The 23,367-nt window shown below is 39.3% G+C and carries 19 protein-coding genes and 1 other RNA gene; 10 read left to right on the top strand and 10 right to left on the bottom strand.

Annotation, left to right across the window (positions count from 1 at the left end):
• Nucleotides 1-218 precede the first annotated feature (218 nt).
• The 8 genes from ACFIK2_RS03265 (at nt 219) to ligA (ending at nt 11,253) form a co-directional block, all read left to right on the top strand.
• Nucleotides 219-1,139 (top strand): D-alanine--D-alanine ligase, encoded by a 921-nt coding sequence (locus ACFIK2_RS03265; protein ID WP_375662083.1) that lies wholly within the window; start codon nt 219-221, stop codon nt 1,137-1,139.
• Nucleotides 1,127-2,038, top strand: coding sequence for a cell division protein FtsQ/DivIB (locus ACFIK2_RS03270; RefSeq protein WP_375618227.1), 912 nt, complete (start codon nt 1,127-1,129; stop codon nt 2,036-2,038). The genes ACFIK2_RS03265 and ACFIK2_RS03270 overlap by 13 nt, the downstream gene beginning before the upstream one ends.
• The gene (ftsA, locus tag ACFIK2_RS03275; RefSeq protein WP_375676880.1) at nt 2,035-3,336 is read left to right on the top strand and encodes a cell division protein FtsA; all 1,302 of its coding nucleotides are present in this window, start codon (nt 2,035-2,037) and stop codon (nt 3,334-3,336) included. Before ACFIK2_RS03270 ends, ftsA begins: the two co-directional genes overlap by 4 nt.
• Before the next feature lie 65 nt (nt 3,337-3,401).
• Nucleotides 3,402-5,165, top strand: a complete 1,764-nt coding sequence (ftsZ, locus tag ACFIK2_RS03280; protein WP_375632991.1) for a cell division protein FtsZ — start codon at nt 3,402-3,404, stop codon at nt 5,163-5,165.
• A gap of 212 nt (nt 5,166-5,377) precedes the next feature.
• Entirely contained in the window at nt 5,378-6,262 is an 885-nt protein-coding gene (lpxC, locus tag ACFIK2_RS03285; protein WP_375632989.1) for a UDP-3-O-acyl-N-acetylglucosamine deacetylase, read from the top strand.
• A gap of 158 nt (nt 6,263-6,420) precedes the next feature.
• Nucleotides 6,421-7,314: an outer membrane protein assembly factor BamD gene (locus ACFIK2_RS03290; protein WP_375632987.1), complete on the top strand. Its 894-nt coding sequence runs from the start codon at nt 6,421-6,423 to the stop codon at nt 7,312-7,314.
• A 6-nt stretch (nt 7,315-7,320) separates the two neighbouring features.
• Nucleotides 7,321-8,982 carry a DNA repair protein RecN gene (gene recN, locus ACFIK2_RS03295; protein ID WP_375634620.1) on the top strand — a complete coding sequence of 554 codons (1,662 nt, stop codon included), beginning with the start codon at nt 7,321-7,323 and terminating at the stop codon, nt 8,980-8,982.
• A gap of 111 nt (nt 8,983-9,093) precedes the next feature.
• Nucleotides 9,094-11,253, top strand: coding sequence for an NAD-dependent DNA ligase LigA (gene ligA / locus ACFIK2_RS03300; RefSeq protein WP_375636806.1), 2,160 nt, complete (start codon nt 9,094-9,096; stop codon nt 11,251-11,253).
• 712 nt (nt 11,254-11,965) lie between these two features.
• On the opposite strand, the gene ACFIK2_RS03305 is transcribed toward ligA, so the two are convergent.
• The 4 genes from ACFIK2_RS03305 to ACFIK2_RS03320 all read right to left on the bottom strand — a co-directional run bounded on the left by ACFIK2_RS03305 (nt 11,966) and on the right by ACFIK2_RS03320 (nt 16,601).
• Nucleotides 11,966-12,307 (bottom strand): hypothetical protein, encoded by a 342-nt coding sequence (locus ACFIK2_RS03305; RefSeq protein WP_375642931.1) that lies wholly within the window; start codon nt 12,305-12,307, stop codon nt 11,966-11,968.
• A 966-nt stretch (nt 12,308-13,273) separates the two neighbouring features.
• Nucleotides 13,274-15,100 (bottom strand): aminopeptidase P family protein, encoded by a 1,827-nt coding sequence (locus ACFIK2_RS03310; RefSeq protein WP_375642932.1) that lies wholly within the window; start codon nt 15,098-15,100, stop codon nt 13,274-13,276.
• A gap of 22 nt (nt 15,101-15,122) precedes the next feature.
• On the bottom strand, nt 15,123-15,992 hold the full coding sequence (locus tag ACFIK2_RS03315; RefSeq protein ID WP_375634617.1) for a 50S ribosomal protein L11 methyltransferase: 870 nt from the start codon (nt 15,990-15,992) through the stop codon (nt 15,123-15,125).
• A 27-nt stretch (nt 15,993-16,019) separates the two neighbouring features.
• Nucleotides 16,020-16,601, bottom strand: a complete 582-nt coding sequence (locus ACFIK2_RS03320) for an SCO family protein (protein ID WP_375632977.1) — start codon at nt 16,599-16,601, stop codon at nt 16,020-16,022.
• Nucleotides 16,602-16,737: 136 nt separating this feature from the next.
• On the opposite strand from ACFIK2_RS03320, the gene ACFIK2_RS03325 reads away from it, so the two are divergent.
• Nucleotides 16,738-17,367 (top strand): DapH/DapD/GlmU-related protein, encoded by a 630-nt coding sequence (locus ACFIK2_RS03325; RefSeq protein ID WP_375632975.1) that lies wholly within the window; start codon nt 16,738-16,740, stop codon nt 17,365-17,367.
• A 56-nt stretch (nt 17,368-17,423) separates the two neighbouring features.
• Here ACFIK2_RS03325 and ACFIK2_RS03330 read toward each other — a convergent pair whose 3' ends face one another.
• The 5 genes from ACFIK2_RS03330 to ssrA all read right to left on the bottom strand — a co-directional run bounded on the left by ACFIK2_RS03330 (nt 17,424) and on the right by ssrA (nt 21,415).
• A complete protein-coding gene (locus ACFIK2_RS03330) occupies nt 17,424-19,763 on the bottom strand; it encodes an ATP-dependent helicase (protein ID WP_375632973.1) in 2,340 nt (779 codons plus the stop codon).
• 121 nt (nt 19,764-19,884) lie between these two features.
• Nucleotides 19,885-20,136 (bottom strand): ribbon-helix-helix domain-containing protein, encoded by a 252-nt coding sequence (locus tag ACFIK2_RS03335; protein ID WP_273788067.1) that lies wholly within the window; start codon nt 20,134-20,136, stop codon nt 19,885-19,887.
• 10 nt (nt 20,137-20,146) lie between these two features.
• Nucleotides 20,147-20,329: a DUF4169 family protein gene (locus tag ACFIK2_RS03340; protein ID WP_375612011.1), complete on the bottom strand. Its 183-nt coding sequence runs from the start codon at nt 20,327-20,329 to the stop codon at nt 20,147-20,149.
• Between the two features lie 8 nt (nt 20,330-20,337).
• Nucleotides 20,338-20,889: an SspB family protein gene (locus ACFIK2_RS03345; RefSeq protein WP_375612012.1), complete on the bottom strand. Its 552-nt coding sequence runs from the start codon at nt 20,887-20,889 to the stop codon at nt 20,338-20,340.
• A 169-nt stretch (nt 20,890-21,058) separates the two neighbouring features.
• Nucleotides 21,059-21,415: a transfer-messenger RNA gene (ssrA, locus tag ACFIK2_RS03350) on the bottom strand.
• 97 nt (nt 21,416-21,512) lie between these two features.
• On the opposite strand from ssrA, the gene ACFIK2_RS03355 reads away from it, so the two are divergent.
• Complete coding sequence (locus tag ACFIK2_RS03355; protein ID WP_375618238.1) at nt 21,513-21,818, top strand: DUF2853 family protein; 306 nt, start codon at nt 21,513-21,515, stop codon at nt 21,816-21,818.
• A gap of 69 nt (nt 21,819-21,887) precedes the next feature.
• On the opposite strand, the gene ACFIK2_RS03360 is transcribed toward ACFIK2_RS03355, so the two are convergent.
• Nucleotides 21,888-23,195 (bottom strand): MFS transporter, encoded by a 1,308-nt coding sequence (locus ACFIK2_RS03360; RefSeq protein ID WP_375632971.1) that lies wholly within the window; start codon nt 23,193-23,195, stop codon nt 21,888-21,890.
• Nucleotides 23,196-23,367 lie beyond the last annotated feature (172 nt).

The following is a 23,367-nucleotide window of genomic DNA, read 5'->3' on the forward strand; positions in this document are numbered from 1 at the left end:
GTGAAAATAAAAAATTGAGTCATTTCAAAGAGATAATAAAAAATTCTATTAAGAATCAATAAATTAACAAAGAATCTCTTGCATCAGGCTTTTGAGTCTGATTCATTATGCAAAATGCTAGGTTATTGATTCGCAAGGATAAACTTTGTTTTTCCTGTATGTGGTGCTGATGTATTCTATATAGACTATATATAGTATGCGAAAGAGGGTGATTTATTATGAAAGATAAACATATAGCTGTGTTAATGGGAGGTTTTTCTTCTGAACGGTCTATAAGTTTATCTTCGGGGGCGGCGTGTGCTGATGTTCTAGAGGTGCAGGGGTATCGCGTGAGCCGCGTGGATGTTGACGCTCATATTGCTTCTGTTCTTGAACAGTTGCAGCCCGATATTGCCTTCAATGCATTGCATGGTCCATTTGGTGAAGATGGCCGGATCCAGGGGATTCTTGAATATTTAAAAATTCCTTATACCCATTCTGGTGTGATGGCATCCGCTTTGGCAATGGATAAGGGACGTGCAAAAATTATCGTTGAAAATTTTGGGGTTTGTGTTGCTCCTTCTCGTATCATGAGCCGCTTTGCTTTGGGACAAACGCATCCCATGGAGCCTCCTTATGTAATTAAACCTGTGTGTGAAGGATCAAGTTTTGGTGTTGTCATTGTCCAGGAAAATGAAGCAGCACCGCCGCATAGTATTGGGGGAGCTGAGTGGGGGTATGCTGATGAGGTGATGATTGAAAAATATATTCCTGGTCGTGAATTGACTTGTGCTGTTTTGGGGAATGAAGTGCTGGATGTGTGTGAAATTCTTCCCGATAAACACTTTCCATTCTACGATTATGACTCGAAATATAAAACGGGTGGTTCTCTTCACATTTGTCCTGCACAACTTTCACTAAATATTTACCAAAGTGTGCAAAGAATGTCTTTAGCAGCCCATCAGGCGATAGGGTGTCGAGGTGTTAGCCGTTCTGATTTTCGTTTTGATGAGAAAACGGGAGAATTGGTTTGGCTTGAAATTAATACGCAACCCGGTATGACATCGACGTCTCTTCTTCCTGATATTGCAAAAGCGAGCGGCCGTACTTACGGCGATATTGTTCAATGGATGGTGGAGGACGCATCATGTATGCGTTGAATGTTAATAAAACAAATGTTCCGATGGAGGTGCTTTCAGTGCCGGCTTTGCCACGTCTTTATCGTCGTTTTCTCCGGTTTATGTTTGAGTTTGTTTTTGTCAATATTCATATTCCACGCCATTTCGGCTCTTTTGCTGTTGTATGGTTTTTCTTTGTTACGGCTTTTTATGGACTTTCATCAAGTGGTCAGATGGCTGTGATCGTAAATACGATCATATTGGATAGTAGTTTTGTGGTCACTCATGTCGATATAAGCGGTAATAAGCGCTTGGCAAAGCAGGATATTTTTAAAATTTTAAAACTTGATGTTGCGCCTTCTATATTCACTTTTGATGTTGAAAGAGCACGTTCTCTTTTGGAAAAACAGGCTTGGGTGCAATCGGCTAATGTTCAGAAAATTTATCCCAATAGAATGCGCATTTCCATTGTGGAGCGTGAACCCTATGCCATTTGGCAACATGATGGCATAATGGATATTGTTGATAATACAGGTCGTGTCATTGTGCCTTTTAAAGGGGAAATTGTTCGGGATTTACCTCTTGTGGTTGGGCAGGGTGCACAAAATGCTGCTAAAGTGTTTATTCAAGCGCTGTCAGTCTATCCGGAAGTATATGATCGTATTCGTGCTTTTGTGCGGGTAGGTGATCGACGTTGGGATCTTGTTTTGAATAATGGAATGCGCGTTATGTTGCCTGAAAATGGTGCTCTTGAAAGGCTTTCTTCTCTTTTTTCGTCCGGTACAATGCAAGATCTTTTATCTCGCGATATTCTCAGTGTTGATTTACGTCTTGCTGATCGAATTACTGTTTCTTTATCAGATGAAACGTTGGAGCGTTATCATACTACTGTAGCAGAAGAAGAACGTATTTTAAAAGCGCGAAAGGCAGGAAGCCTATGATGCTGCTCAGATCACATCATTTTAAGGGGCGTAAAACACGTTTTTTAACGGTACTTGATGTCGGTTCAAGTAAGATTGTTTGTCTTATTGCTTGTTTGCGTCCTTTGAAGCATGCGCACTATTTACATGGTCGTACACATTCTACGGAAATTCTAGGCTTTGGAGTGCAGCGTTCACGTGGTATTAAATCTGGTGTTGTCATGGATATGTTTGCAGCAGAACAATCCATAAGATTGGCTGTTGATGCGGCAGAAAAAATGGCGGGTTTGGTGGTGGATTCAGTGATTGTGAATTTTTCCTCAAGTCGATTACAAAGTGCTTTGATTAATGGAAAGGTCCATTTGAATGGTCGTGAAGTCACCAAGCGTGATATGCGTATGGCCTTTTCAGATGTTTCGCGTAAAGCCTTTGATGCTGAACGTCATGTTATGCACTCAGTTCCAGTTTCTTATGTATTGGATGGAGATAAAGGAATTTTTGATCCTATTGGCATGGCAGGGGAAACATTTGGTGTCGACGTGCATGTGGTAACAGCAGAAACAGCCTCTTTGCGTAATTTAGAAACTTGTATTAATCGTGCACATTTGAGTGTTGAAGCAATGGTTGCTACTCCCTTTGCAAGTGGTCTTGCTGTCTTGATGAATGATGAGGCGCGTTTAGGGGCTGCATGTATTGATTTTGGTGGTGGAACAACAACATTTTCAGTGTTTTTTGAGGGGAAATTTATTCATGCGGATGCTCTTGCTGTTGGGGGGCATCATGTGACTCTTGATGTTGCGCGCGGATTTTCTATGTCTTTAACAGAGGCGGAACGTTTAAAAGTTGTTTATGGTTCAGCACTTTTAACAAGTGCTGATGAGCGGCAAATGATTAATGTAGCAGAAATTGGGAGTGATCAGCGTGAAACTCAATATCCTCGCGCGGTTCTTGGGCGTATCATTCGTGCGCGTGTTGAAGAAATTTTAGAAATGGTCCGTGATTGTTTAAATCGTTCTGGTTTTGGTCATATCATTGGTAAACGTGTTATTTTGACTGGGGGAGCAAGCCAGTTAACAGGATTGCCAGAAATGGCACGTACTATATTAGGAAGAAATGTTCGTATCGGGCGGCCTTTAGGTATTTCGAGGCTTCCTTCTCTTGCAAAAGGGGCGGCGTTTACATCTGCTGTTGGGTTGTTAATTTATCCGCAATTGGTGGGGTTTGAAGAAAAAACAATGCAGGCGGCAGGAAATCATTTATCGATGGGCACGCGTGGATATTTTCAGCGTGTTGGTCAGTGGTTGCGTGAGAGTTTTTAGTTAAGTGTCTAGTTGGATAAATTTCATCGCTTTGGCTTGCGGTGTCTTATGAGAAGGAAAAGAAAATGACGATTAATCTGCATCGGCCAGATATCGCGGAATTGAAGCCACGCATTACCGTTTTTGGTGTTGGAGGTGGTGGCGGGAATGCCGTGAATAATATGATAAATGCTGGTCTTCAGGGAGTTGACTTTGTTGTTGCAAATACGGATGCACAGGCTTTGGCTATGTCAAAGGCTGAACGTGTTATCCAACTTGGGGCAGCTGTGACAGAAGGTTTGGGTGCTGGGGCTTTGCCGGAAGTTGGACAAGCGGCGGCGGAGGAATGTATTGATGAAATTATTGATCATCTTGCAGACTCTCATATGGTTTTCATTACTGCTGGTATGGGGGGAGGAACTGGAACAGGAGCTGCTCCCGTTGTTGCTCGCGCAGCGCGTGAAAAAGGTATTTTGACTGTTGGTGTTGTGACAAAGCCGTTTCAGTTTGAAGGCGCACGTCGTATGAAAACGGCAGAGGCTGGTATTGAAGAATTACAAAAGTCTGTCGATACATTGATTGTTATTCCCAATCAAAATCTTTTCCGTATTGCAAATGATAAGACAACGTTTGCTGATGCTTTTGCTATGGCTGACCAAGTGCTTTATTCTGGTGTTGCTTCCATTACGGATTTGATGATTAAAGAGGGTTTGATTAACCTTGATTTTGCTGATGTTCGTTCTGTTATGCACGAAATGGGTCGAGCCATGATGGGAACGGGTGAGGCATCTGGTGATGGGCGTGCTTTGGCTGCGGCTGAAGCTGCTATTGCAAACCCATTGTTGGATGATACCTCTATGCGTGGGGCGCGTGGTTTATTGATTTCTATTACGGGTGGTCGTGATATGACTCTCTTTGAAGTTGATGAAGCTGCTAATCGTATTCGTGAAGAAGTAGATGCTGATGCGAATGTGATCTTTGGCGCTATTGATGATGAGTCATTGGAAGGTGTTATTCGTGTTTCTGTGGTTGCCACCGGTATTGATCGTGAAGTTAGTGATGTGGTTCAGTCCTCTCATCCTCAGATTCAAAGGACTGCTTCTTCAATACGCAAGAGCGATCCTGGAACGTCACACAGTTCTTTTCATGTTCAATCTTCGCCTCTGCGTTCTGAGTCAATGGTAGAAGTAATCGAATCACTTGAAATAGAGAAGGGTAAATCAACCGGAGAACAGTTCCGTCCCAAAAGTCAAATTTTTGCACATCCTGCAGACTCAATGACGACACGAAGTGCGACGAATGCTGTTGCGTATGGTTCAAATGCTGTTCAGGAACAGAGATCAAATGTGCCTCGTATGCAAGTAAGCCGTGGTTCTCAACAGGCGATGACGGCTCCTGTGAGTATGGAGGCAACAGCGCATGTTCTTGATGAGATGACAGGGCTTGTGAAGCAAAAAGAAAAGCCAGTGCAACCAAAACAAATGCAAGCGCGCGCTCCAATGCGTATGCCTGAGTTAAAGGATTTTCCACCTGTTGCTCATGGACAAAGTCAAAGAACATTTGTGACTGATCAAGGTCCTCGTAATCTTTGGCAGCGTTTGAAACAGAGCTTGACACATCGTGAAGAAGCTGAGCCAGAAGCGAGGTTGGAGCCTGCTGTTAGATCGTCTCAGCAGAAAGAGTCTCATGTTTACAATAAAAATTCTCAGGCGCTTTCTCAAGATGCTTCTGTTTATGTTCCACGTCGTTCTGGTGAGCTGCATCCTCAGGTACCACAAGATCAGCGTACTTTTATAAGTGAAGAAGATCAGTTGGAAATACCAGCATTTTTACGTCGTCAGGCAAATTAATTGATGAAAAATGAGGTAAAGTAAGAAATTTTATTATTTCTTTAATGATCAGACAAAAATTATACAGTAAAATATATTACTGTTTTTTGGATAAAATACTTTGTTAAAAAAAACCGCTTATAATAAGCGGTTTTTTTTATTATTTACTATGAATATTTTTTATAGTTTTATAAATTTTGTTAAAAGATGTACAAGCAATTTAATAAAATGATATGATGAATTTAGTACCAAAATATCAGTCTACTCTTAAAAAAGCAGTAACATTTAAGGGCATTGGCGTTCACAGTGGCTGTTTGTCAGTGGTAAAGATTTGTCCAGCGGATGTTGGGTGTGGTATTGTTTTTAAGCGTTGTGGATTAGACGGAACAGAGAAAATATTTCAAGCCCATGCATCGCAAACAGGAGAAACTGAATTATCAACAGTACTTGGAGATGAAGATGTAAGGGTTGAAACAATTGAACATTTGATGGCGGCAATTGCTGCTTATAATTTGGATAATCTTGTTATTGAAGTGTCACATAATGAGATTCCTATTTTGGATGGTTCAGCGTGGCTATATTGCCAAGCTTTTGAAGATGTTGGTATTGTACAGCAAAATGCGTTGCGTTCTTATTTCATTATAAAAAAGCCGGTGCGGGTTGAAGGAGCTCATGGTGTTGCAGAGCTTTTGCCATTCGATGGACGTCGTTTTGATATAACGATCTCTTTTCCTTCTTCTGCTATTGGTAAGCAACATTTCAGTTTTGATCTTACCACACGAGGGTTTAGGGATGATTTGTCACGTGCGCGCACTTTTGGTTTTATCAAAGACGTGGAGGAATTAAGGCTTTCTGGAAAGGCGAGAGGTGCTTCTTTGGAAAATTCTCTTGTTATCGACCTTAATGATAAAATTTTAAATCCCGATGGTCCTTATTGGGAGAATGAATGTGTTCGGCACAAGATGCTTGATGCGATTGGTGATACTGCTTTGCTTGGGGCACCTTTTATTGGATTATTTCGTTCTTATTGTAGTGGGCATAGAATTAATGCGCAATTGGTGAAGGCTGTTTTGGCAGACGAATCATATTATGAAAAAAGCTTTTTAGAGAAAGAGTAAAAAAATTGACAAGATTTTTTTATCGTTTATTTGATTTTTAAGGGGATGATTGACCTAAACTGCTAAATTGGTTATGTGGATTTTAAAGTGATATGGTATAAAACCTTTGATAAATTGTTATTGCTACAAGGTGATATTCTGTGGAGGCCGGAAAAACTATGAAAAAATCTCATGTGTGCATTGGAAATATGACATATAGAAAATCTAACATTGTACGCAAGATATTGGGGGTGGTGCTTTTGGGAAGCACCTGTATGTTAGCGGGATGCCTCTTTAAAGAGAAAAATACCCTTGATCCATCTGCTTATGTTTTGAAAATAGAGCCACCAGATGTTTTATATAATCAGGCGCTTGCTAGCCTTGAAAGTGGGCGGCTTGGGGACGCATCGAAGAAGTTTTTGAAGATTGAAAAACAGTACGCTTATACAGACTGGGGACGTAAATCTTTGGTCATGGGTGCTTTTACTAATTATCGACTCGGAAAGTATGATGATTCAATTAGTATGGCTCAACGCTATATTACTCTTTATCCAGGGTCGACTGACTCGGCTTATGCATACTATATTATTGGTCTTTCTTCTTTCCGTCGGATTCCTGATGTTACGCGTGATCAACGTGACACGAAACGTGCTATTGCTGCTATGCAGCTTCTTATAGAGCGTTATCCTAATTCTGAGTATGTCAAGGATGCTAAGGATAAAATCCGTTTTGGTCGCGAACAACTGGCTGGTAAAGAAATGCAGATTGGCCGTTATTATGAAGAGGGACGGCGCTATCTTGCGGCAAGTAGACGGTTTCGTACCGTGGTTGAGGAGTATTCTGATACAAATCAAATTGAAGAAGCACTTTTCCGCTTGACTGAAGTTAATCTTGCTCTCGGCTTAACGGCGGAAGCACAGACGGCAGCAGCTATTTTAGGACGTAATTATCCCAAAAGTGAGTGGTATAAATTTTCTTATAATCTCTTGCAGAAGAATAAAATATCGCCACGTGAGCATAAATCTTCTTGGATCTCAAATGCTTTAGGTGGTGACAAGAAGAGGATACGTTGATTCTCTATGTTGGTACAGCTTTCGATTCATAATATTGTTTTGATCGAAACGCTCGATATTAATTTTACAGCGGGGTTGACGGTTTTAACTGGAGAAACGGGTGCGGGGAAGTCTATTCTCCTTGATGCTTTATCACTTGCTCTAGGGGGGCGGGGTGATGCTTCGCTTGTGCGTCATGGGGCTGACCGCGGGCAGGTCACAGCTGTTTTTGATGTGTCTGTTTCACATCCTGCACGTCAACTTATTCGTGAGAATGGTCTTGATGATGAGGGTGATATTATTTTACGACGTGTGCAATCAAGTGATGGACGTAGCCGTGTTTTTATCAATGATCAGGTGTCTAGTGTTGCATTGATGCGGAGTGTTGGCCGTTTGCTGGTTGAAATCCATGGACAACATGATGATCGTGCGCTTGTTGATGTTGCTACACATCGCCAATTATTAGATGCCTTTGGTGGTCTTGAAGATGAAGTGGAAAATTTGCGTCAGTGTTATCACTCATGGCGTGAATTTGAGGAGCGTTTGCAACGGCAGCGTCTTAAAGTAGAGAGTGCTGTACGGGAGGTTGATTATCTTCGTACGTGTGTAGAAGAGCTTGAAAAGCTTGATTTTAAAGTTGGTGAAGAGGAAGCTCTTTCTCTTCGTCGTGCTGATATGCTTAAATTAGAAAAAATAGCAACAGATATTAAAGAAGCAGATGATCTTTTAACGGGTCAAAAATCACCAATCCCAGTGCTTTCTAATTTGGTGAGGCGTTTGGAGCGGAAAATTCCTGAGGCGCAAGAACTTATTGCACCTGTGGTGAAATCTATTGATGAGGCATTGCATGCACTTGCAACAGCACAAGAAGGTATTGAGACGGCAATACGAGCATTAGATTTTGAACCTGATGAATTGGAACGGATAGAAGAACGTCTTTTTGCTCTTCGGGGTTTTGCTCGTAAATATCAAGTTTCTGCGGATGAATTGGTTCAGTTACGCGATAAAATGGATGCTGAACTGGCTGATTTTGAAGAGGCTCAGACCATATTGACACGTTTTGAAGATGAGGCAGAGCAGGCAAAGAAAAATTATGATACATTGGCGCAAGCCTTAACAATAAAGCGTCGGGAGACAGCAAGGCATTTATCTGAAAGTGTTATGGCTGAGTTGCCGGCATTGAAGTTAGAGAGGGCTGAATTTATTGTTGAAATGCAAAGTGATATGGAAAAGCGGAGTGCAGAGGGATGTGATCGTATTGAATATTGGGTGCGGACAAATCCTGGAACACGTGCTGGGCCGATGCTTAGTGTGGCTTCTGGCGGTGAATTATCTCGTTTTTTGCTGGCATTAAAAGTTGTTTTATCTGATCGAGGATCAGCACCGACGCTGATTTTTGATGAAATTGATACAGGTGTTGGGGGGGCTGTTGCAGCGGCTATTGGGCAACGGTTGCAACGCTTATCAGAACATGTCCAAGTTTTCGCTATTACGCATGCTCCACAGGTTGCATCGAAAGCGCATGGTCATTTTCTTATTTCAAAAATTGAGAGTCATGATAAAGGACGCTTTGTTACTGCGATTCATAAAATGAAAGAACATGAGCGTGCAGAAGAAATTGCCCGTATGTTGGCTGGAGAACAGATTACTGAAGAAGCGCGTGCAGCGGCTCAAAAGCTTCTCGCATAAAGGTAATTAGTCAGCGATAAAAATACTAGAAAGCTTATATTTATTGAGATTCACTTGATGAGGAGGCGTGGGAGGCCCTTGTGGCAGCGCTTGTAATTTGGAATAGATTTTATGAACAAAGATGCATATAAAAATCTCACAGCTGTTGAAGCAGAACGTGAATTAGAGTGGTTGGCAAAAGAGATTGCACGTCATGATGTGCTTTATAATCGTGATGATCAGCCTGAAATTTCTGATGCAGAATATGATGCTTTACGTCGTCGTAATGCAGAAATTGAAGCTCTTTTTCCAGAGCTTATACGTATTGATTCTCCTTCACATAAAATTGGAGCACCAATTTCTGAAAAATTTGAAAAATCTGTTCATGCACAGCCTATGCTTTCACTTGATAATGCGTTTAGCTCTGAAGATGTTACTGAATTTGTTGAGCGTATTCGTCGTTTTTTACGGCTTCCAGAAACACAAGTGTTGGAAATAACAGCGGAGCCAAAAATTGATGGTTTATCTTTGTCTTTGCGCTACGAAAAGGGGCAGCTTGTGCGTGCGGCAACGCGTGGGGATGGAACTGTCGGTGAAAATGTGACGGCAAATGCCCGAACAATTGCTGATATTCCACAAGTTTTGCAAGGTGATTTTCCTGATATCATTGAGGTGCGTGGTGAAGTTTATATGGGGCGGGAAGATTTCCAAGCACTAAATATCAGCCAACAAGAGAAGGGCAAGTTAACCTTTGCCAATCCTCGAAATGCGGCGGCTGGTTCTCTCCGTCAGCTTGATTCACGGATAACCGCTAGCAGAAAACTTCAATTTTTTGCTTATGCTTGTGGTGAGGTGAGTGAAATATTGGCAGAAAGTCAAATGGAGATGATGAAAAAGCTAAAAGAGTATGGCTTTGTTATCAATCCATTAACAAAAGTCTTTAAGACAGTAGAAGATATTATTTGCTATTATCACGATATCGAAGAATGCCGTCATTCTTTAAGCTATGATATTGATGGCATTGTTTATAAGGTTAATGATTTGATGCTCCAAAAGCGCTTGGGGTTTGTTTCTCGTTCGCCGCGTTGGGCTATCGCCCATAAATTTCCAGCAGAAAAAGCGATAGCGCTTTTGGAAGATATTGACATTCAAGTTGGTCGCACGGGAGCTTTGACACCTGTTGCACGTCTTACGCCTATTACTGTTGGTGGAGTGGTGGTGACCAATGCTAGTTTGCATAATGAGGATTATATTAAGGGAATTGGTCATAAAGGAGAGCCCATTCGTGAAGGACGTGATATCCGTGTAGGTGATAGCGTGATTGTACAACGCGCTGGTGATGTGATCCCTCAAATTGTTGATATTGTCGCTGCAAAGCGTCCAAAAAATGCTTCTACTTTTGTGTTTCCTCATCTGTGTCCCGTGTGTGGGAGTCATGCTGTTCGTGAAGTGGGAGAAGCCGTGCGTCGCTGTACAGGGGGGCTTATTTGTCCTGCACAAGCAATTGAACGTATTCGTCATTTTGTTTCACGCAATGCTTTTGATATTGAAGGCTTGGGTAAAAAACAGGTAGAGTTTTTTTTCTATGCTCAAGATGAGGCGCTTTGTATTCATACACCAGCCGATATTTTTACTTTACAACGGCGCCAAGAAAAGTCTTTGATACGTTTGGAAAATATGGAAGGTTTTGGTACTGTTTCAGTGCGGAAATTGTATGATGCCATTAATGCGCGCCGAGAAATTCCGTTGAGCCGTTTTTTGTTTGCATTGGGGATTCGTCATGTTGGCGAAGTGAATGCACGCCGCCTTGCACGCGCTTATAAAAATTATACAGCTTTTGAGACTGCGGCTATGGAAGCACTTATGCCATGTGATAAGGAAAATGAAGAAGGAAATGAGGCTTGGATAGAGCTTACCAATATCGAAGGAATTGGACCACAGGTAGGGAGCGCAATTGTTGATTTTTATCAAGAAGCGCATAACCGTGAGATTTTATCTGTTTTGCTTGAAGAAGTAATACCTCTTGATGAGGAGCCTATCATAGCAGATTCTTCACCAATAGCAGAGAAGATCATTGTTTTTACAGGAACTTTGGCGCATATGTCACGCGATGAAGCAAAAGCATTGGCAGAGCGATTAGGGGCTAAAACATCTGGTTCACTTTCTAAAAAAACAGATCTTCTTGTTGCAGGACCTGGAGCGGGCTCCAAGTTGGCTAAAGCTGAGGAATTAGGTGTTGAGGTTATCGATGAAGAGGCTTGGCTACAGCTGATTGAGAAACATAATGTTTAGAGGGATTTTTCCAGAAGATCGTATGCTGTTTGTATGATTATCTCTCTTACATTTTTGGGGGGATGAAATCAAAAAGGGGGATAATAGGGGCTGTTTTTTGCAAAAACAGAGCGCCATATATTTTGATATTTATTAAGTTATTAAAAATGATTAACGTTGAACTTAAATATTAAACTTAAACTATTATAATGAAGAATATACAAGGTTATTATTAGTAAAAGATATAAATTATTACTGTGAAGAAAGGTAAAATTTTTGAACAAATATGTATAATTTAATCCAAAATGCCGTAATAAACCAATTATAATGACGTAATAAAAATATAACGCGGAAGATTACAAAATATAATAAAATATTCCGCTATAAATGAATAAGGGATATAACTGCGAGTTGTTTATTATGTTGAATTATAAAAGATTACTGGTATCTATACTTATCAGGCATTATTAGATGGTACACTTGTCCAATTTCATTACAAAATTTCGGATATTCGCTAATGCGTCTAGCAGCATAATTTTTTTCCTGACTTCCTTCATCTCTCTCAAATTTCTCAGCATAGGAAATTTCGTTTATTAGAGCTAGTATTTGGATTGAGAATATTTCAGAATTAAATACCATTCGTGCGTATCTAAACATTGGATCTGTCGAGTTCATGACTAAATTTTTTGCCCAAATGAAATCGTTTTCTTTCCAATTATATTGAGAATGTAGCTTATGTATGTATGTAGGTAGGTAGGGATAATGCTGAAAATTTTTTATTGTACTCTCCCTGTAATAAGTCCACAAGGCATGCACACCAAACAACTTTCGCATGGATAAGATTTATATTTTCAGGAATTAGTACTATCATCCCAGGGCTTAGAACATGATATACACCATAACTCTTATTATCCAGATATTTTTTTGCAATTTCTAGACGCTCTTCGTATATATTATCAGGATATTGTGTCTTTACGTACTCTTCGTATAATTTATCGTACTTATTTGGAGTAATGACTTGATTTTCAGAAAATACAGCAATAGGAACTCGCTTAAATTTAGTAATTTCCTTCAATACAGAAGGCCCAATATAGTATCCAAAAATAATATTATGGAACAAAATAAAACTATACGCATTAGGATAATCACTTTATTTCTAAAATACTGGATAAGGATATAGCTTATTAAGATCTGTGATTAAGATTTTGTTAACTAACAAGCCATAAGATACACGCTTTATTGTGTCTTTTTCAAAGTATTTGTGAAATTTTGTAGAGAGTTTGAATCTCCTTTACTTATGTGACTGTTTTTGTGTTATGTAGTTTTTCATATACTCTGTTATTGTTGTTAATTTTTTAGCTGAATGACATGTTCAGGTAAAAACATATACCTCCATATATGTTGTTTTCATACTGTGCAGTTGGAAACTATTTATATTGTAGATAACGTTTTTCAACAATAAGTAATAGTCTAGAAAATAATATTGTACTGTTAACTATGCAAATAAATGAAAAACTTTAACGCTGATGTTATCATCATGCTATTTCTTTTAAATTCTAAATACTTAACTTTTATTTCATAGCAGATTCTATTTTATTGTAGCAATATGTATTATAAGGAATTACAGCTGTTGAAAATAACTCAAGAATTTAAAAATATAAATTATCATTATGAAGCAAACAAAAAGGTAAAATTTATTCGAATAAATATGCAGAATTTTTGAATCCAAACAGCGTAATAAGCTGGTTATAATAGGTGTTTTAGAAATACGATGCGGAGGGTTACAAAATATAACGAAAGTTTCCATATAAAGAAACTAGGGATATGAGAGTGTCTAGATGGAGATCGCCAAGATAAGTATTACCGCGTATAGGTGTATCTCATCTTGCTTCACCGAGGTTAGCGTTTACCGTACCAGCAAAAAACTTGAAGTATCTTGTAGAAATATTTTTTGTATTTCCTGATGCAGATACATATTTTTCCCTTAAAAAGAGAAGATCCTGTGTTTTGTAGAAAGAGTAAAAGTTATACGTTGCTTCATTTAAAGGGGCATTGTTGCTTCTTTTGCCCATTTTTTATCTTCTTCGTTCAAGTAAGGTGCATTCATCTGATAAACGCGCGCATGGTAATCATTGAGCCATTGCCGTTCTTCTTGTGTCAAAAGCTCTGGAAGGATTAACCGTCGATCAATGGGGCAAAGTGTGAGTGTTTCGAACGAGAGCATTTCTATATCTCCACCATCAATTTTTTGTGCTGGCTTCACAATCATCAAATTTTCAAGACGGATACCAAAAGCGCCTTCGCGGTAATAGCCTGGCTCGTTTGAAAGAATCATACCGGAGATGAGTTCTTGGCACCCTTTGCGAGAAATATTTTGCGGTCCTTCATGGACAGAAAGATAAGATCCAACACCATGACCGGTGCCATGGGCATAATCAAAACCAGCTTTCCACAATGCAATGCGTGCAAGAGAATCAAGGTCTCGTCCTCGTGTGCCTTTTGGAAATCTGATAGTTGAAAGAGCAATCATGCCTTTGAGAACAAGCGTAAAACAGTGTTTTTCTTCTTCTCCAATATTCCCAATTGCTACGGTGCGTGTGACATCAGTCGTACCATCACGATATTGTCCACCTGAATCAACGAGGTAAAGTTCACCGGTTTTGAGTTGTTTATTTGTTTGCGTTGTTACACGATAATGAATAATGGCACCATTTTCTCCTGCTGCTGAAATTGTATCAAAAGAAAGATCTTTAAGTTTTTCTCCCATTTCTTTTGCTGTATTTATGCGAAATTCTTCTAATTTTTGAGCAGCGGAAATTTCACTTATTGACCCTGGTATTTGTTTATCTAACCAAGAAAAAAAACGGGTTAGGGCAACACCATCGCGTAGATGCGCTTTGCGTGCGCCATTGAGTTCTGTGTCATTTTTAATGGCACGTGGTAGAGCAGCAGGATCAGTAAGTGTGATAAAAGAGCTATTTTTTTCTTCAATAACAGTTCGTAATTTTTCGCATGTTAGCTGTGGATCTAAGGCAAACACTGTCCCTTTTTGAACATACTCTTTGATCTTGGGAATAAGCTGTTCTGGTTCATATAATTTTGCATAACGTTCTAGATATTGTTTCTGTTCTACACCAAGTTTTTTGCTGTCAATGAATAAAGCTGGTGTTTCGTTAAGTGGAATGAGAGCAAAACAAAGGGAAAAAGGCGTGTTGGAAACATCATTGCCCCGTATGTTGAATGTCCATGCAATGGAAGAGGGGTCTGTAAAAATAAAAGCATTTGCATGAGTTTGCTGTATATCTTTGTAAATCAAAGCGAGTTTTTCATTTGTATCGCACCCAGCATATTTGAGAGGGTGAATTGATAAGGCAGATTGTGGTAATTTTGGTTGATTATGCCAGAGCAGATCAATGGGATTATGTTGAACTTCTACAAGTTTTCCACCTGCTTTCATTTCTAATGCATTTCTCAATGCATCGGTGGCAGCAATCGTGTGGAGCCATGGATCAAAGCCAATAGAAAGTTTTTGACCATTTTTTTCAAGCCATTGTGAGGGAGGACAAGTTATGAGATCTTCATAATTAAAAATATCAGGATCAGTTTGTTGGCGAACTTGGAGCTTATATCGCCCATCTGTAAATATGATGGCTTTGTTTTTTAAAATCAGTGCAATCCCAGCTGATCCAGTAAAGCCGGTTAACCAGCTAAGGCGTTGAGCATGAGGAGGGACATACTCTCCTTGGTGTTCATCGCACCGCGGAACAAGAAAACCATCGAGTCCAAGGTGATCGAGTTCTTTACGAAGGCAAGAAATGCGTTCTGCTGCATAAGCAGGATTTGTTGTCGCCTCAAAAGATTGATACATAACGACGTCCTTTTCTTTTATTTTATTTCAGGTGTATCGTAACCCATCCTTGCCGGTGGTATGTTTCGATATGCTTCAGTCCTTGTTTTATATAAGTCTCCAAAACATGGGCATGTTGTTCTTCAAGAATTCCAGAGAGTATAAGTGACCCCTCTTTTTGAAGTGCCGTTACCACTTCTTGCGCAAGTTCAATAAGCGGATTAGCAAGGATATTGGCAACAATGAGATCAAAAGGGGCTCGTGATGCAATTGCATCATGGGCAAAACCTGTTGCTGTAATAGCTGTAACATATTCATTGACATCATTGAATTCGATATTGTGTTGTGCAACTTGAACAGCAATTGGGTCAATATCGGATGCAAGCACAGTAATTGGTTTGAGCATTGCTATGCCAATGGCTAGTACACCGCTCCCAGTACCAAGATCAAGGGCATTTTGGGGATTTTCGTGTTTCATGACTTTGGCGATCATTTCTAAACAACCGGCTGTTGTTCCATGATGTCCGGTGCCAAAAGCTTGATTAGCTTCAATTTCAATAGGGAGAACATTTGCTGGAATGGCGTTTCGGTTGTGACTTCCATGAAGGAAAAAAGGACCAGCTTGCACAGGTTTTAGTCCTTCTAGGCTTTTTTGTACCCAATCAATGTTGGGTAAAACTTCCATATTAATTTTATCAAAATCTATAGAAAGAATTTTGGCAAAACGTTTCAATGCGTTCTCTTGATTGTCTTGATCGACATATAGAGAAAGCTCATATACAGCATTTTGTTCATCTATCTCTGTAAGAGCAAGAGGATAACCTTCTTCGTCAAAGGCTGTTTCTATAAGGGTATAGAACCGTTCTGCTTCATTTTTAGAAGCAGTATAATAGAGGCGAATTTGTTGCGACATGCTGTTCTTTCTTTTGATCGGCTTTTTTTAGTTTAAGATGAGTTTTTTTAACCGTTCAATGGCGATTTCATCTTTTAATTCGCTATCGCTTTCTTTCGTGTCATAACGGATAACGCCAGCTAATTTTCCACCTTTTTTGAGTAAAAAAACTGCTGCTGTATGGTTATATGTATAGTTTCCATCTGTTTCAGGAACTTTTTCAGCAACGATGTTGAAAGAATTGACCATTTTATGAACTTTATCAGGATCTCCACTAATGCCAACAATTTTATTGTTAAAATTACTGAGATAATCATGGAGTACTTTTGGTGTGTCACGTTCAGGATCAACAGTCACAAACCATATACCTAATTTATCAGCTTCAGGACCAAGGGCTGTAAGCCATCGATCAAGATTCATCAGTGTGGTAGGGCAGCTTTCAGGACACATAGTGAAGCCGAAAAAAATTATTGAAGGCTTGCTTCGAACATCAGCCTCAGTAATATTTTTTCCATTAGAATCAGTGAGAGTAAAGTTATCACCTAAAGGCTTATTTGTCAGCGTATCATAAATAAAAACACCTGCAAGAAATATGATTGTCAGCCCCAAGATGCGTATTACATTTTTCATAGTTTGACTCTCTTAGATAGATCGAGAAATTGTAACATCGGCAGGTTTGTTTTGCAATGTTTGTTTCATGGTTGATTTTATTGGCTTTATTGGTATGTCTTTCCATATCTATTGATGAAACATTGGTGAAAGATGTATGAATATTGAGAAAGATCTTCGATTTCATGAAAGTGAGCCTCGTATCCATACGACAGCGCGGCTGCATGGTTGTAAATTAGGGCGCTATGTGGAAATTAATGAGCGGGTGATTTTACGGGATGTAACCGTTGGAGATTTTTCTTATTTAGAGCGTAATAGTGAGGCTATTTATAGCGATATTGGGCGCTTTTGTTCTATTGCATCTCATGTACGGATGAATGCGTTGGAGCATCCTATGGAGCGCGTTTCAACGCATAAAATAACCTATCGTCCAAACGAATATTTTCGTTATATGGCATTAGATAGTGGTTTTCGTGAAAGGCGTTGTGCAAAACGTGTTATTATTGGGCATGATGTGTGGATTGGATATGGTGCGGTTATTATGCCTGGGGTGACAATTGGTCATGGCGCTATCATTGGCGCGAACGCTGTTATAACGAAAGATGTTTTGCCATATACGATTGTTGTTGGGGTGCCTGCTAAACGGTTGCGGATGCGTTTTCCCAATCATGTCATAGAATGCCTTTTAGATATGGCTTGGTGGGATTGGCCGCTTGATAAAATTCACAACGCATTGCCTGATATGCAAAATTTGCCCATTGAAGCTTTTGTTCGTAAATGGAAATGACATTCAGAATAAAATAAAGTGGTTTCTTGAAAAAACTGATCGTGGTTTACTTGTAATTAAGCTTTGTTTACAAAATTGTCTAGTACACGCTTTTCTCCGGCTTTTTCGAACATTATTGTCAATTTATGATCGTCTATTGTTGTAATACGACCATAACCAAATTTTATGTGAAAAATCCGATCATTGACAGAAAAATCTGATGGTACATGAGAGATTGATTGAGAGATAACTTTCCCTTCAATATTTTTGTTTTTTTGTGTACGCTTTTGTCTTGCTGTTGCATAGTCATTATAAAAGGAATCGTGATGTTGAAAGGAAGATTTTCCATAACCACCATAGGATGTTTGCATTTCTACAACTTCTATATGTTCTGCTGGTAATTCATCTAGAAAACGGGAGGGAAGAGCAGGTTGCCAAAGTCCATGAATTCTTCGATTCGATACAAACCATATATGCAAATGTTTTTTTGCTCTTGTTAGACCTACGTAAGCAAGACGCCGTTCTTCTTCTAATCCTGAACGTCCACCTTCATCTAATGAGCGCTGGTGGGGAAAGAGTCCTTCTTCCCAACCTGGAAGAAAAACTGTTTCAAATTCAAGCCCTTTGGCTGAATGAAGTGTCATGATGTTGACTGCATCCATATTTTCATTATTTTCCGTTTCCATAACGAGTGCAACATGTTCCAAAAAACTTTGAAGATTTTCAAATTGTTCCATGGAACGAATCATTTCTTTAAGATTTTCTAGTCTTGTAGGAGCTTCTGGTGAACGATCTTCTAACCACATGGTTGTATAACCAGAATCATCAAGGACGATCTCGGCAAGTTCTCTATGAGGAGTGTCTTGAAGCATATTTTGCCAGCGGCGGAAGTTTTCAATAAGGCTTCGTAACGCACTGCGTGCCTTAGGCTTTAATTCATCTGTTTCAATGATGTCAGCGGCAGCAGAAAAGAGAGGAACAGCACGTGCACGTGCACTCTCATAAAGAATGCGCAGGGTTGCATCTCCTATGCCGCGTTTCGGTGTATTAATAACACGCTCAAAAGCTAAATCATCAGTAGGTTGGACAACAATGCGTAAATAAGCCATGGCATCACGTATTTCCATTCGCTCATAAAAACGAGGACCACCAATGACGCGATAATTAAGGCCAAGTGTTACAAAGCGATCTTCAAATTCACGCATTTGAAATGATGCGCGTACCAATATAGCCATATGATTTAATGCATGACCGGTTTGTTGTGCGCGTTCGATTTCTTCTCCGATTGCTCGAGCTTCTTCTGCCGAATCCCATGCTGAATGAATTTTTACCTTTTCTTCCTCACTCTTTATTTGAGCAGAAAAAAGGACTTTTCCCAGTCTTTCTTCATTATGAGCAATGAGATGGGAGGCGGTTTTAAGAATATGAGATGTTGAGCGATAATTGCGTTCTAGACGAATAATTTTAGCAGAAGGAAAATCTTTTTCAAAACGTAATATGTTTTCGACTTTTGCACCACGCCATCCATAAATGGATTGATCATCATCACCAACACAACAAAGATTAACATGTTGACCTTGAGGATGTTGGGCCAAAAGGCGAAGCCAAAGATATTGTGCTGTATTTGTATCCTGATATTCATCGACAAGAATATAACGAAATTGAGAATGGTATTCGCGAAGAATATCTGGATTATGTTGGAAGATAGAGATAGAATGAAGTAGAAGGTCACCAAAATCACAAGCATTAAGATCTTTTAATCGATTTTGATAACTGTGATAAAGTTCACGTCCCATGCCGTTACCAAAGGAATGAGCATCACTTTTTGAGATATGTGTTGGTGAAAGTCCTTGATTTTTCCAAGAATCAATCATCATGGCAAGGTTTCGTGCGGGCCAACGCTTATCGTCTAATCCTTCAGCTTGAATAAGTTGTTTTAAAAGTCGAAGAACATCATCGCTATCGAGAATTATAAAGTTTCTTTTTAAATCAACAAGCTCTGCGTGACGGCGTAAAATTTTAGCTCCAGTGGAATGAAAGGTTCCAAGCCAAGGCATACCTTCAACAACTTCTCCAATAAGTTCACCAATACGTATTTTCATTTCACGTGCTGCTTTGTTGGTGAAAGTGACAGCAAGTATTTGCTGAGGAGAGGCAAGTCCAGAGCGTAAAATGTGAGAAATACGGGTTGTTAAAACGCGCGTTTTTCCTGTACCAGCACCTGCAAGAACTAAAAGAGGTCCCTCAGTATTCATAACAGCTTGTTGCTGTTCTGGATTGAGTTGTTCTAAATAGTCTGTGTTATATGATTTTTGTTCTTTTAGAGTATGGGAGAAAAAATCAGAGCTCTTCTTATCATGGTCTGGAGGGAAATCTTCTTCAAAGAAAGGTATGGTGTGATCAGAAAAATTACTCATTATATCTCTTTTGTAGTCTTTTTTTCATTGAAGTTCTAGATTAAAAAAAACTTCTCTTAAAAAGTCACAACAGTTTCAGTTGAACAGACAGAAAGAGAACGTAAAAAAATAAGCACAAACATTAAAGGCGTTGGGTGAGAACGCTTTGAAGGGCATAAACGCGTAACGAAGCCGAAAGATTTACTTGTTGTGGTCTTTTGCTATCAATATCGGTAATAATAAAGGCTAAAGATTGTCCTTTTTTGCGGGCTATATCTTTTAGAATATCTAAAAATGGTGGTTCTAAAGAGACGCTTGTTGCGTGTCCATCAACGCGAACAGATATCTTTCGTGGAATGACTTTTGACCAATCGATAGAATTATTTTCGTGCATTTTTCCACCTTTATTCGTCGTTTCGCAAACGATTTTGATCAAGAAATTTTTGCATTTTTAAAGATTTTTGCTGCTCAAAATTTTTTTCAGTTTTTGTTCGTCCAAAACGATAACGATTTTGCTCAGCACAAAGAGATTTTTCTGTACGTTTTTTTTGTTTTCGAAATTGGCGAAGATTAATCAATTCAGTCATGAGAAAAATTATTTTTTCCGAAAGGAATCTAAAGAAACAACATCAGCACTTTGATTTTGTTTTGCATCGTTATTTGAAGGTTCTTTATTTGTACTGAGATTTTGTTCTTTTGTAAGCGTATTTTCTTTTTTTTGTTTGTTTGATAAGGTAATGGGCGTAGTTGAGGTATTTTCTGAATTTTCACTTTCTCCAGAGGTCAGATTTGAGGGCAGATCAAATGCTGCTTCAAATGCTGCTACAGGATCGTAAAAGACCTGAATGGAAGTAAAAGGAATCACGAGCTTTTCGGTTATTTCCCTGAAAGAGAGAGTTACTTCGAAAGCTGTTTCTGAAACACTGAGATCTCTAAATTGATGCTGTAAGACGATTGTCATTTGCTCGGGATAGCGATTTTTTAGCCGAGGAGAAATTTTAACGCCTGGGGCATTTGTCAAAAAAGTTATAAAAAAATGATGATTTCCCGGAAGACCTGCTTTGGCAACTTCCGATAAAACTTTACGGATAACTCCACGAAGCGCATCCTGAACGAGAATATCGTAACGGATTTGATCTTTAACCATCGAAGTTTTTTCCTTTTATTTCACGTAGCAGAATGGGGCGTATTGATATTGTGTGATAGAATATATTTTAAATTAGCAGATTTTTTCTACGATGCACCTCAATAAATCGAATAAATACGAAACTCTATGGTAAATAATGTCTGAAAGATCAATCAACAACATTTAAAAAAGTGAAGGCTTCTGTTGCCAGGTGCCTCCGAACCCCGCTTAAACCTGCGACGGTTTAAGGCTCAAATTGAAACATTCACACCACCTTAAGCGGCGAGACGTGCTTCCGCATAGTTGTCATTTGCAACTACTCATTTAGCCCGATAACGGTGGTACAATGCCGAGTAAAAGAGCGATCTTTACACCCTTGTCGATCCTATTTCGCCCCCACCAAAATATAACTTTGGTTTCTTATATTTTGGTGGAGGCGCCGGGTACCGCCCCCGGGTCCAATAGGTTTATTTCACCGTCCATTTATTACCATAGCTGGTAAACCAGCCCTCTAAATATAGATGAAGAACAGTCTTAGGAAAAGGGGGGGTTGTTAATATTTTTAATCCTCTAATTATTTATGGAGCTATATGGTGCGGCTGTAAAGTATAGTCCGCTCATTTTTGGAGAGGAGATGATGCAAAATGACAAATAATTTAGCAGATATTAAACTATATGATTCAAATCCCGATGAAGCAGCAGTAGAACGACTTAGCCGTCGTTTAGCTTTGGTGATGAAAAAGCAGGATGCAGCGCTTGTTGCTACGTCGGATCCAAAAGAGTTAGAACGTGTTGAAAAATGGGTTCAAGATGTTTTAGAAGCTGATGAGAAGAGTGCTAAAATGGCTGTTTCAAAAGTGGCTGAGATGATGTCTGGAGAGCGTAGAAAAAGTCGTATGACTTTTTATTATCTAGTTGCTAAGCAACTTAATGCACTTCATAAAATTTAAACAATATTAAATTTGTGATAATGATAAAAAAAAGCCCAATTTCTTGGGCTTTTTCGTTGATAAAAAGGATTAATGTTTTTCATCCTCTTGGAGGTAGCCTCCTTTACGCATACTTGGGACAAAGAGAAGAGCAATGAATGCCATGATCATCACGACGGTTATATAAAAATAAAAGAGTGATTCATGACCGTACTTTTTTAATCCAAGCGCAACGTATTCAGCAGAACCACCAAATAAGGCGTTACCAATGGCATGAGAGATGCTAACGCCTAATGCGCGTATTGAAGAGGGAAACATTGCTGATTTTACGACACCAGAGATGGATGTATACATGCTCATAATGAAGAGCAAGCCAATAATGACGGAAAAGGCAATCCATATACTATGCGTATTACCGATTATCCAGAGTCCAGGAAATGTAAAGATGACAGAGAGTATACTCCAAATGATAAGTAAAGTTTTTGTTCCAATTTTATCGGCTATGATACCAGCTATGGGTTGGAATAGGATGAAAATAAATAGTACAGCTGTCATAATCGTTGTTGCGGTATGTTTATCAAAGCCGGTAGTTGTGATCAGATATTTTTGCATATAAGTCGTAAAGGTGTAAAATGTGAGTGATCCTCCTGATGCAAAGCATGCAATTACGACAACGGCTTTTGTATGCTTGGTGAGTAGTTCCTTAAGACTGCCAGAGTGTTTGTGAGAGCGGCTTTCTTTCGTGGTTGTTTCGTGGAGAGAACGACGCAGATAAATCGCAATCACTGCCCCGAATCCACCAATTACAAAAGGAATGCGCCATCCCCATGCTTTTAACTGATCTTCAGAGAGATAAGATGCTAGAATAAATATAATGAAGCTGGCAAGAAGTTGACCTGTAATAAGGGTGGCAGATTGGAAAGAAGCAAAAAGCCCACGATGTTTTTTGAGGGCAACTTCGCTCATATAAGTGGCTGCTGTACCATATTCACCACCCGCTGAAAGTCCTTGCATCATCCGAGCTAAAAGTAAAAGGATTGCTGATGTTATTCCTAAGGTTTCATAGGTGGGAAGTATGGCGATGAAAAAAGAGCCACCACACATCATAAAAATGGATATAAGCATCGAGCGTTTACGTCCATAACGATCGGCGACAAACCCTAAAAACCAAGCTCCAATAGGGCGCATAAGAAAGCCAATAAAAAACACACCCGCGGTTTTTAACAGTGGCGTAATCGTATCACCATCGGAGGGAAAGAATTGTGATGCAAAATAAATTGATGCAAATGAGTAAACGTAAAAATCATACCATTCTACGAGATTTCCTGATGCGCTTGCTATAATAGCAAAAACACGTTTTCTTGCATCCTGTGATGCTGAAGTTGTTTCATTTTTCATGAATTGTTCCCCTTTTGGATTTATAGTTCATATTTTCTAAACATAATTGTTTATGATTTCCAGAAAAATTCAATTGTATTATAACAATTTCTTAGGGAAACTCTTTAAGATGATCTATTAGAGTTATGTTGTCATTCGTTTTAAGATTTTTACTTGTGTTGTAGAATAAAAA

The sequence above is a fragment of the Bartonella sp. AP88XZML genome (assembly GCF_042195565.1).
In the GTDB taxonomy this organism is placed as follows: domain Bacteria; phylum Pseudomonadota; class Alphaproteobacteria; order Rhizobiales; family Rhizobiaceae; genus Bartonella.

Excerpts from the sequence above, each read along its gene's own strand:
- ACFIK2_RS03265 (WP_375662083.1), top strand. The coding sequence starts at position 219 with ATGAAAGATAAACATATAGCTGTGTTAATGGGAGGTTTTTCTTCTGAA.
- ACFIK2_RS03270 (WP_375618227.1), top strand. The coding sequence starts at position 1,127 with ATGTATGCGTTGAATGTTAATAAAACAAATGTTCCGATGGAGGTGCTT.
- ftsA (WP_375676880.1), top strand. The coding sequence starts at position 2,035 with ATGATGCTGCTCAGATCACATCATTTTAAGGGGCGTAAAACACGTTTT.
- ftsZ (WP_375632991.1), top strand. The coding sequence starts at position 3,402 with ATGACGATTAATCTGCATCGGCCAGATATCGCGGAATTGAAGCCACGC.
- lpxC (WP_375632989.1), top strand. The coding sequence starts at position 5,378 with ATGATGAATTTAGTACCAAAATATCAGTCTACTCTTAAAAAAGCAGTA.
- ACFIK2_RS03290 (WP_375632987.1), top strand. The coding sequence starts at position 6,421 with ATGAAAAAATCTCATGTGTGCATTGGAAATATGACATATAGAAAATCT.
- recN (WP_375634620.1), top strand. The coding sequence starts at position 7,321 with ATGTTGGTACAGCTTTCGATTCATAATATTGTTTTGATCGAAACGCTC.
- ligA (WP_375636806.1), top strand. The coding sequence starts at position 9,094 with ATGAACAAAGATGCATATAAAAATCTCACAGCTGTTGAAGCAGAACGT.
- ACFIK2_RS03310 (WP_375642932.1), bottom strand. The coding sequence starts at position 15,100 with ATGTATCAATCTTTTGAGGCGACAACAAATCCTGCTTATGCAGCAGAA.
- ACFIK2_RS03315 (WP_375634617.1), bottom strand. The coding sequence starts at position 15,992 with ATGTCGCAACAAATTCGCCTCTATTATACTGCTTCTAAAAATGAAGCA.
- ACFIK2_RS03320 (WP_375632977.1), bottom strand. The coding sequence starts at position 16,601 with ATGAAAAATGTAATACGCATCTTGGGGCTGACAATCATATTTCTTGCA.
- ACFIK2_RS03325 (WP_375632975.1), top strand. The coding sequence starts at position 16,738 with ATGAATATTGAGAAAGATCTTCGATTTCATGAAAGTGAGCCTCGTATC.
- ACFIK2_RS03330 (WP_375632973.1), bottom strand. The coding sequence starts at position 19,763 with ATGAGTAATTTTTCTGATCACACCATACCTTTCTTTGAAGAAGATTTC.
- ACFIK2_RS03335 (WP_273788067.1), bottom strand. The coding sequence starts at position 20,136 with ATGCACGAAAATAATTCTATCGATTGGTCAAAAGTCATTCCACGAAAG.
- ACFIK2_RS03340 (WP_375612011.1), bottom strand. The coding sequence starts at position 20,329 with ATGACTGAATTGATTAATCTTCGCCAATTTCGAAAACAAAAAAAACGT.
- ACFIK2_RS03345 (WP_375612012.1), bottom strand. The coding sequence starts at position 20,889 with ATGGTTAAAGATCAAATCCGTTACGATATTCTCGTTCAGGATGCGCTT.
- ACFIK2_RS03355 (WP_375618238.1), top strand. The coding sequence starts at position 21,513 with ATGACAAATAATTTAGCAGATATTAAACTATATGATTCAAATCCCGAT.
- ACFIK2_RS03360 (WP_375632971.1), bottom strand. The coding sequence starts at position 23,195 with ATGAAAAATGAAACAACTTCAGCATCACAGGATGCAAGAAAACGTGTT.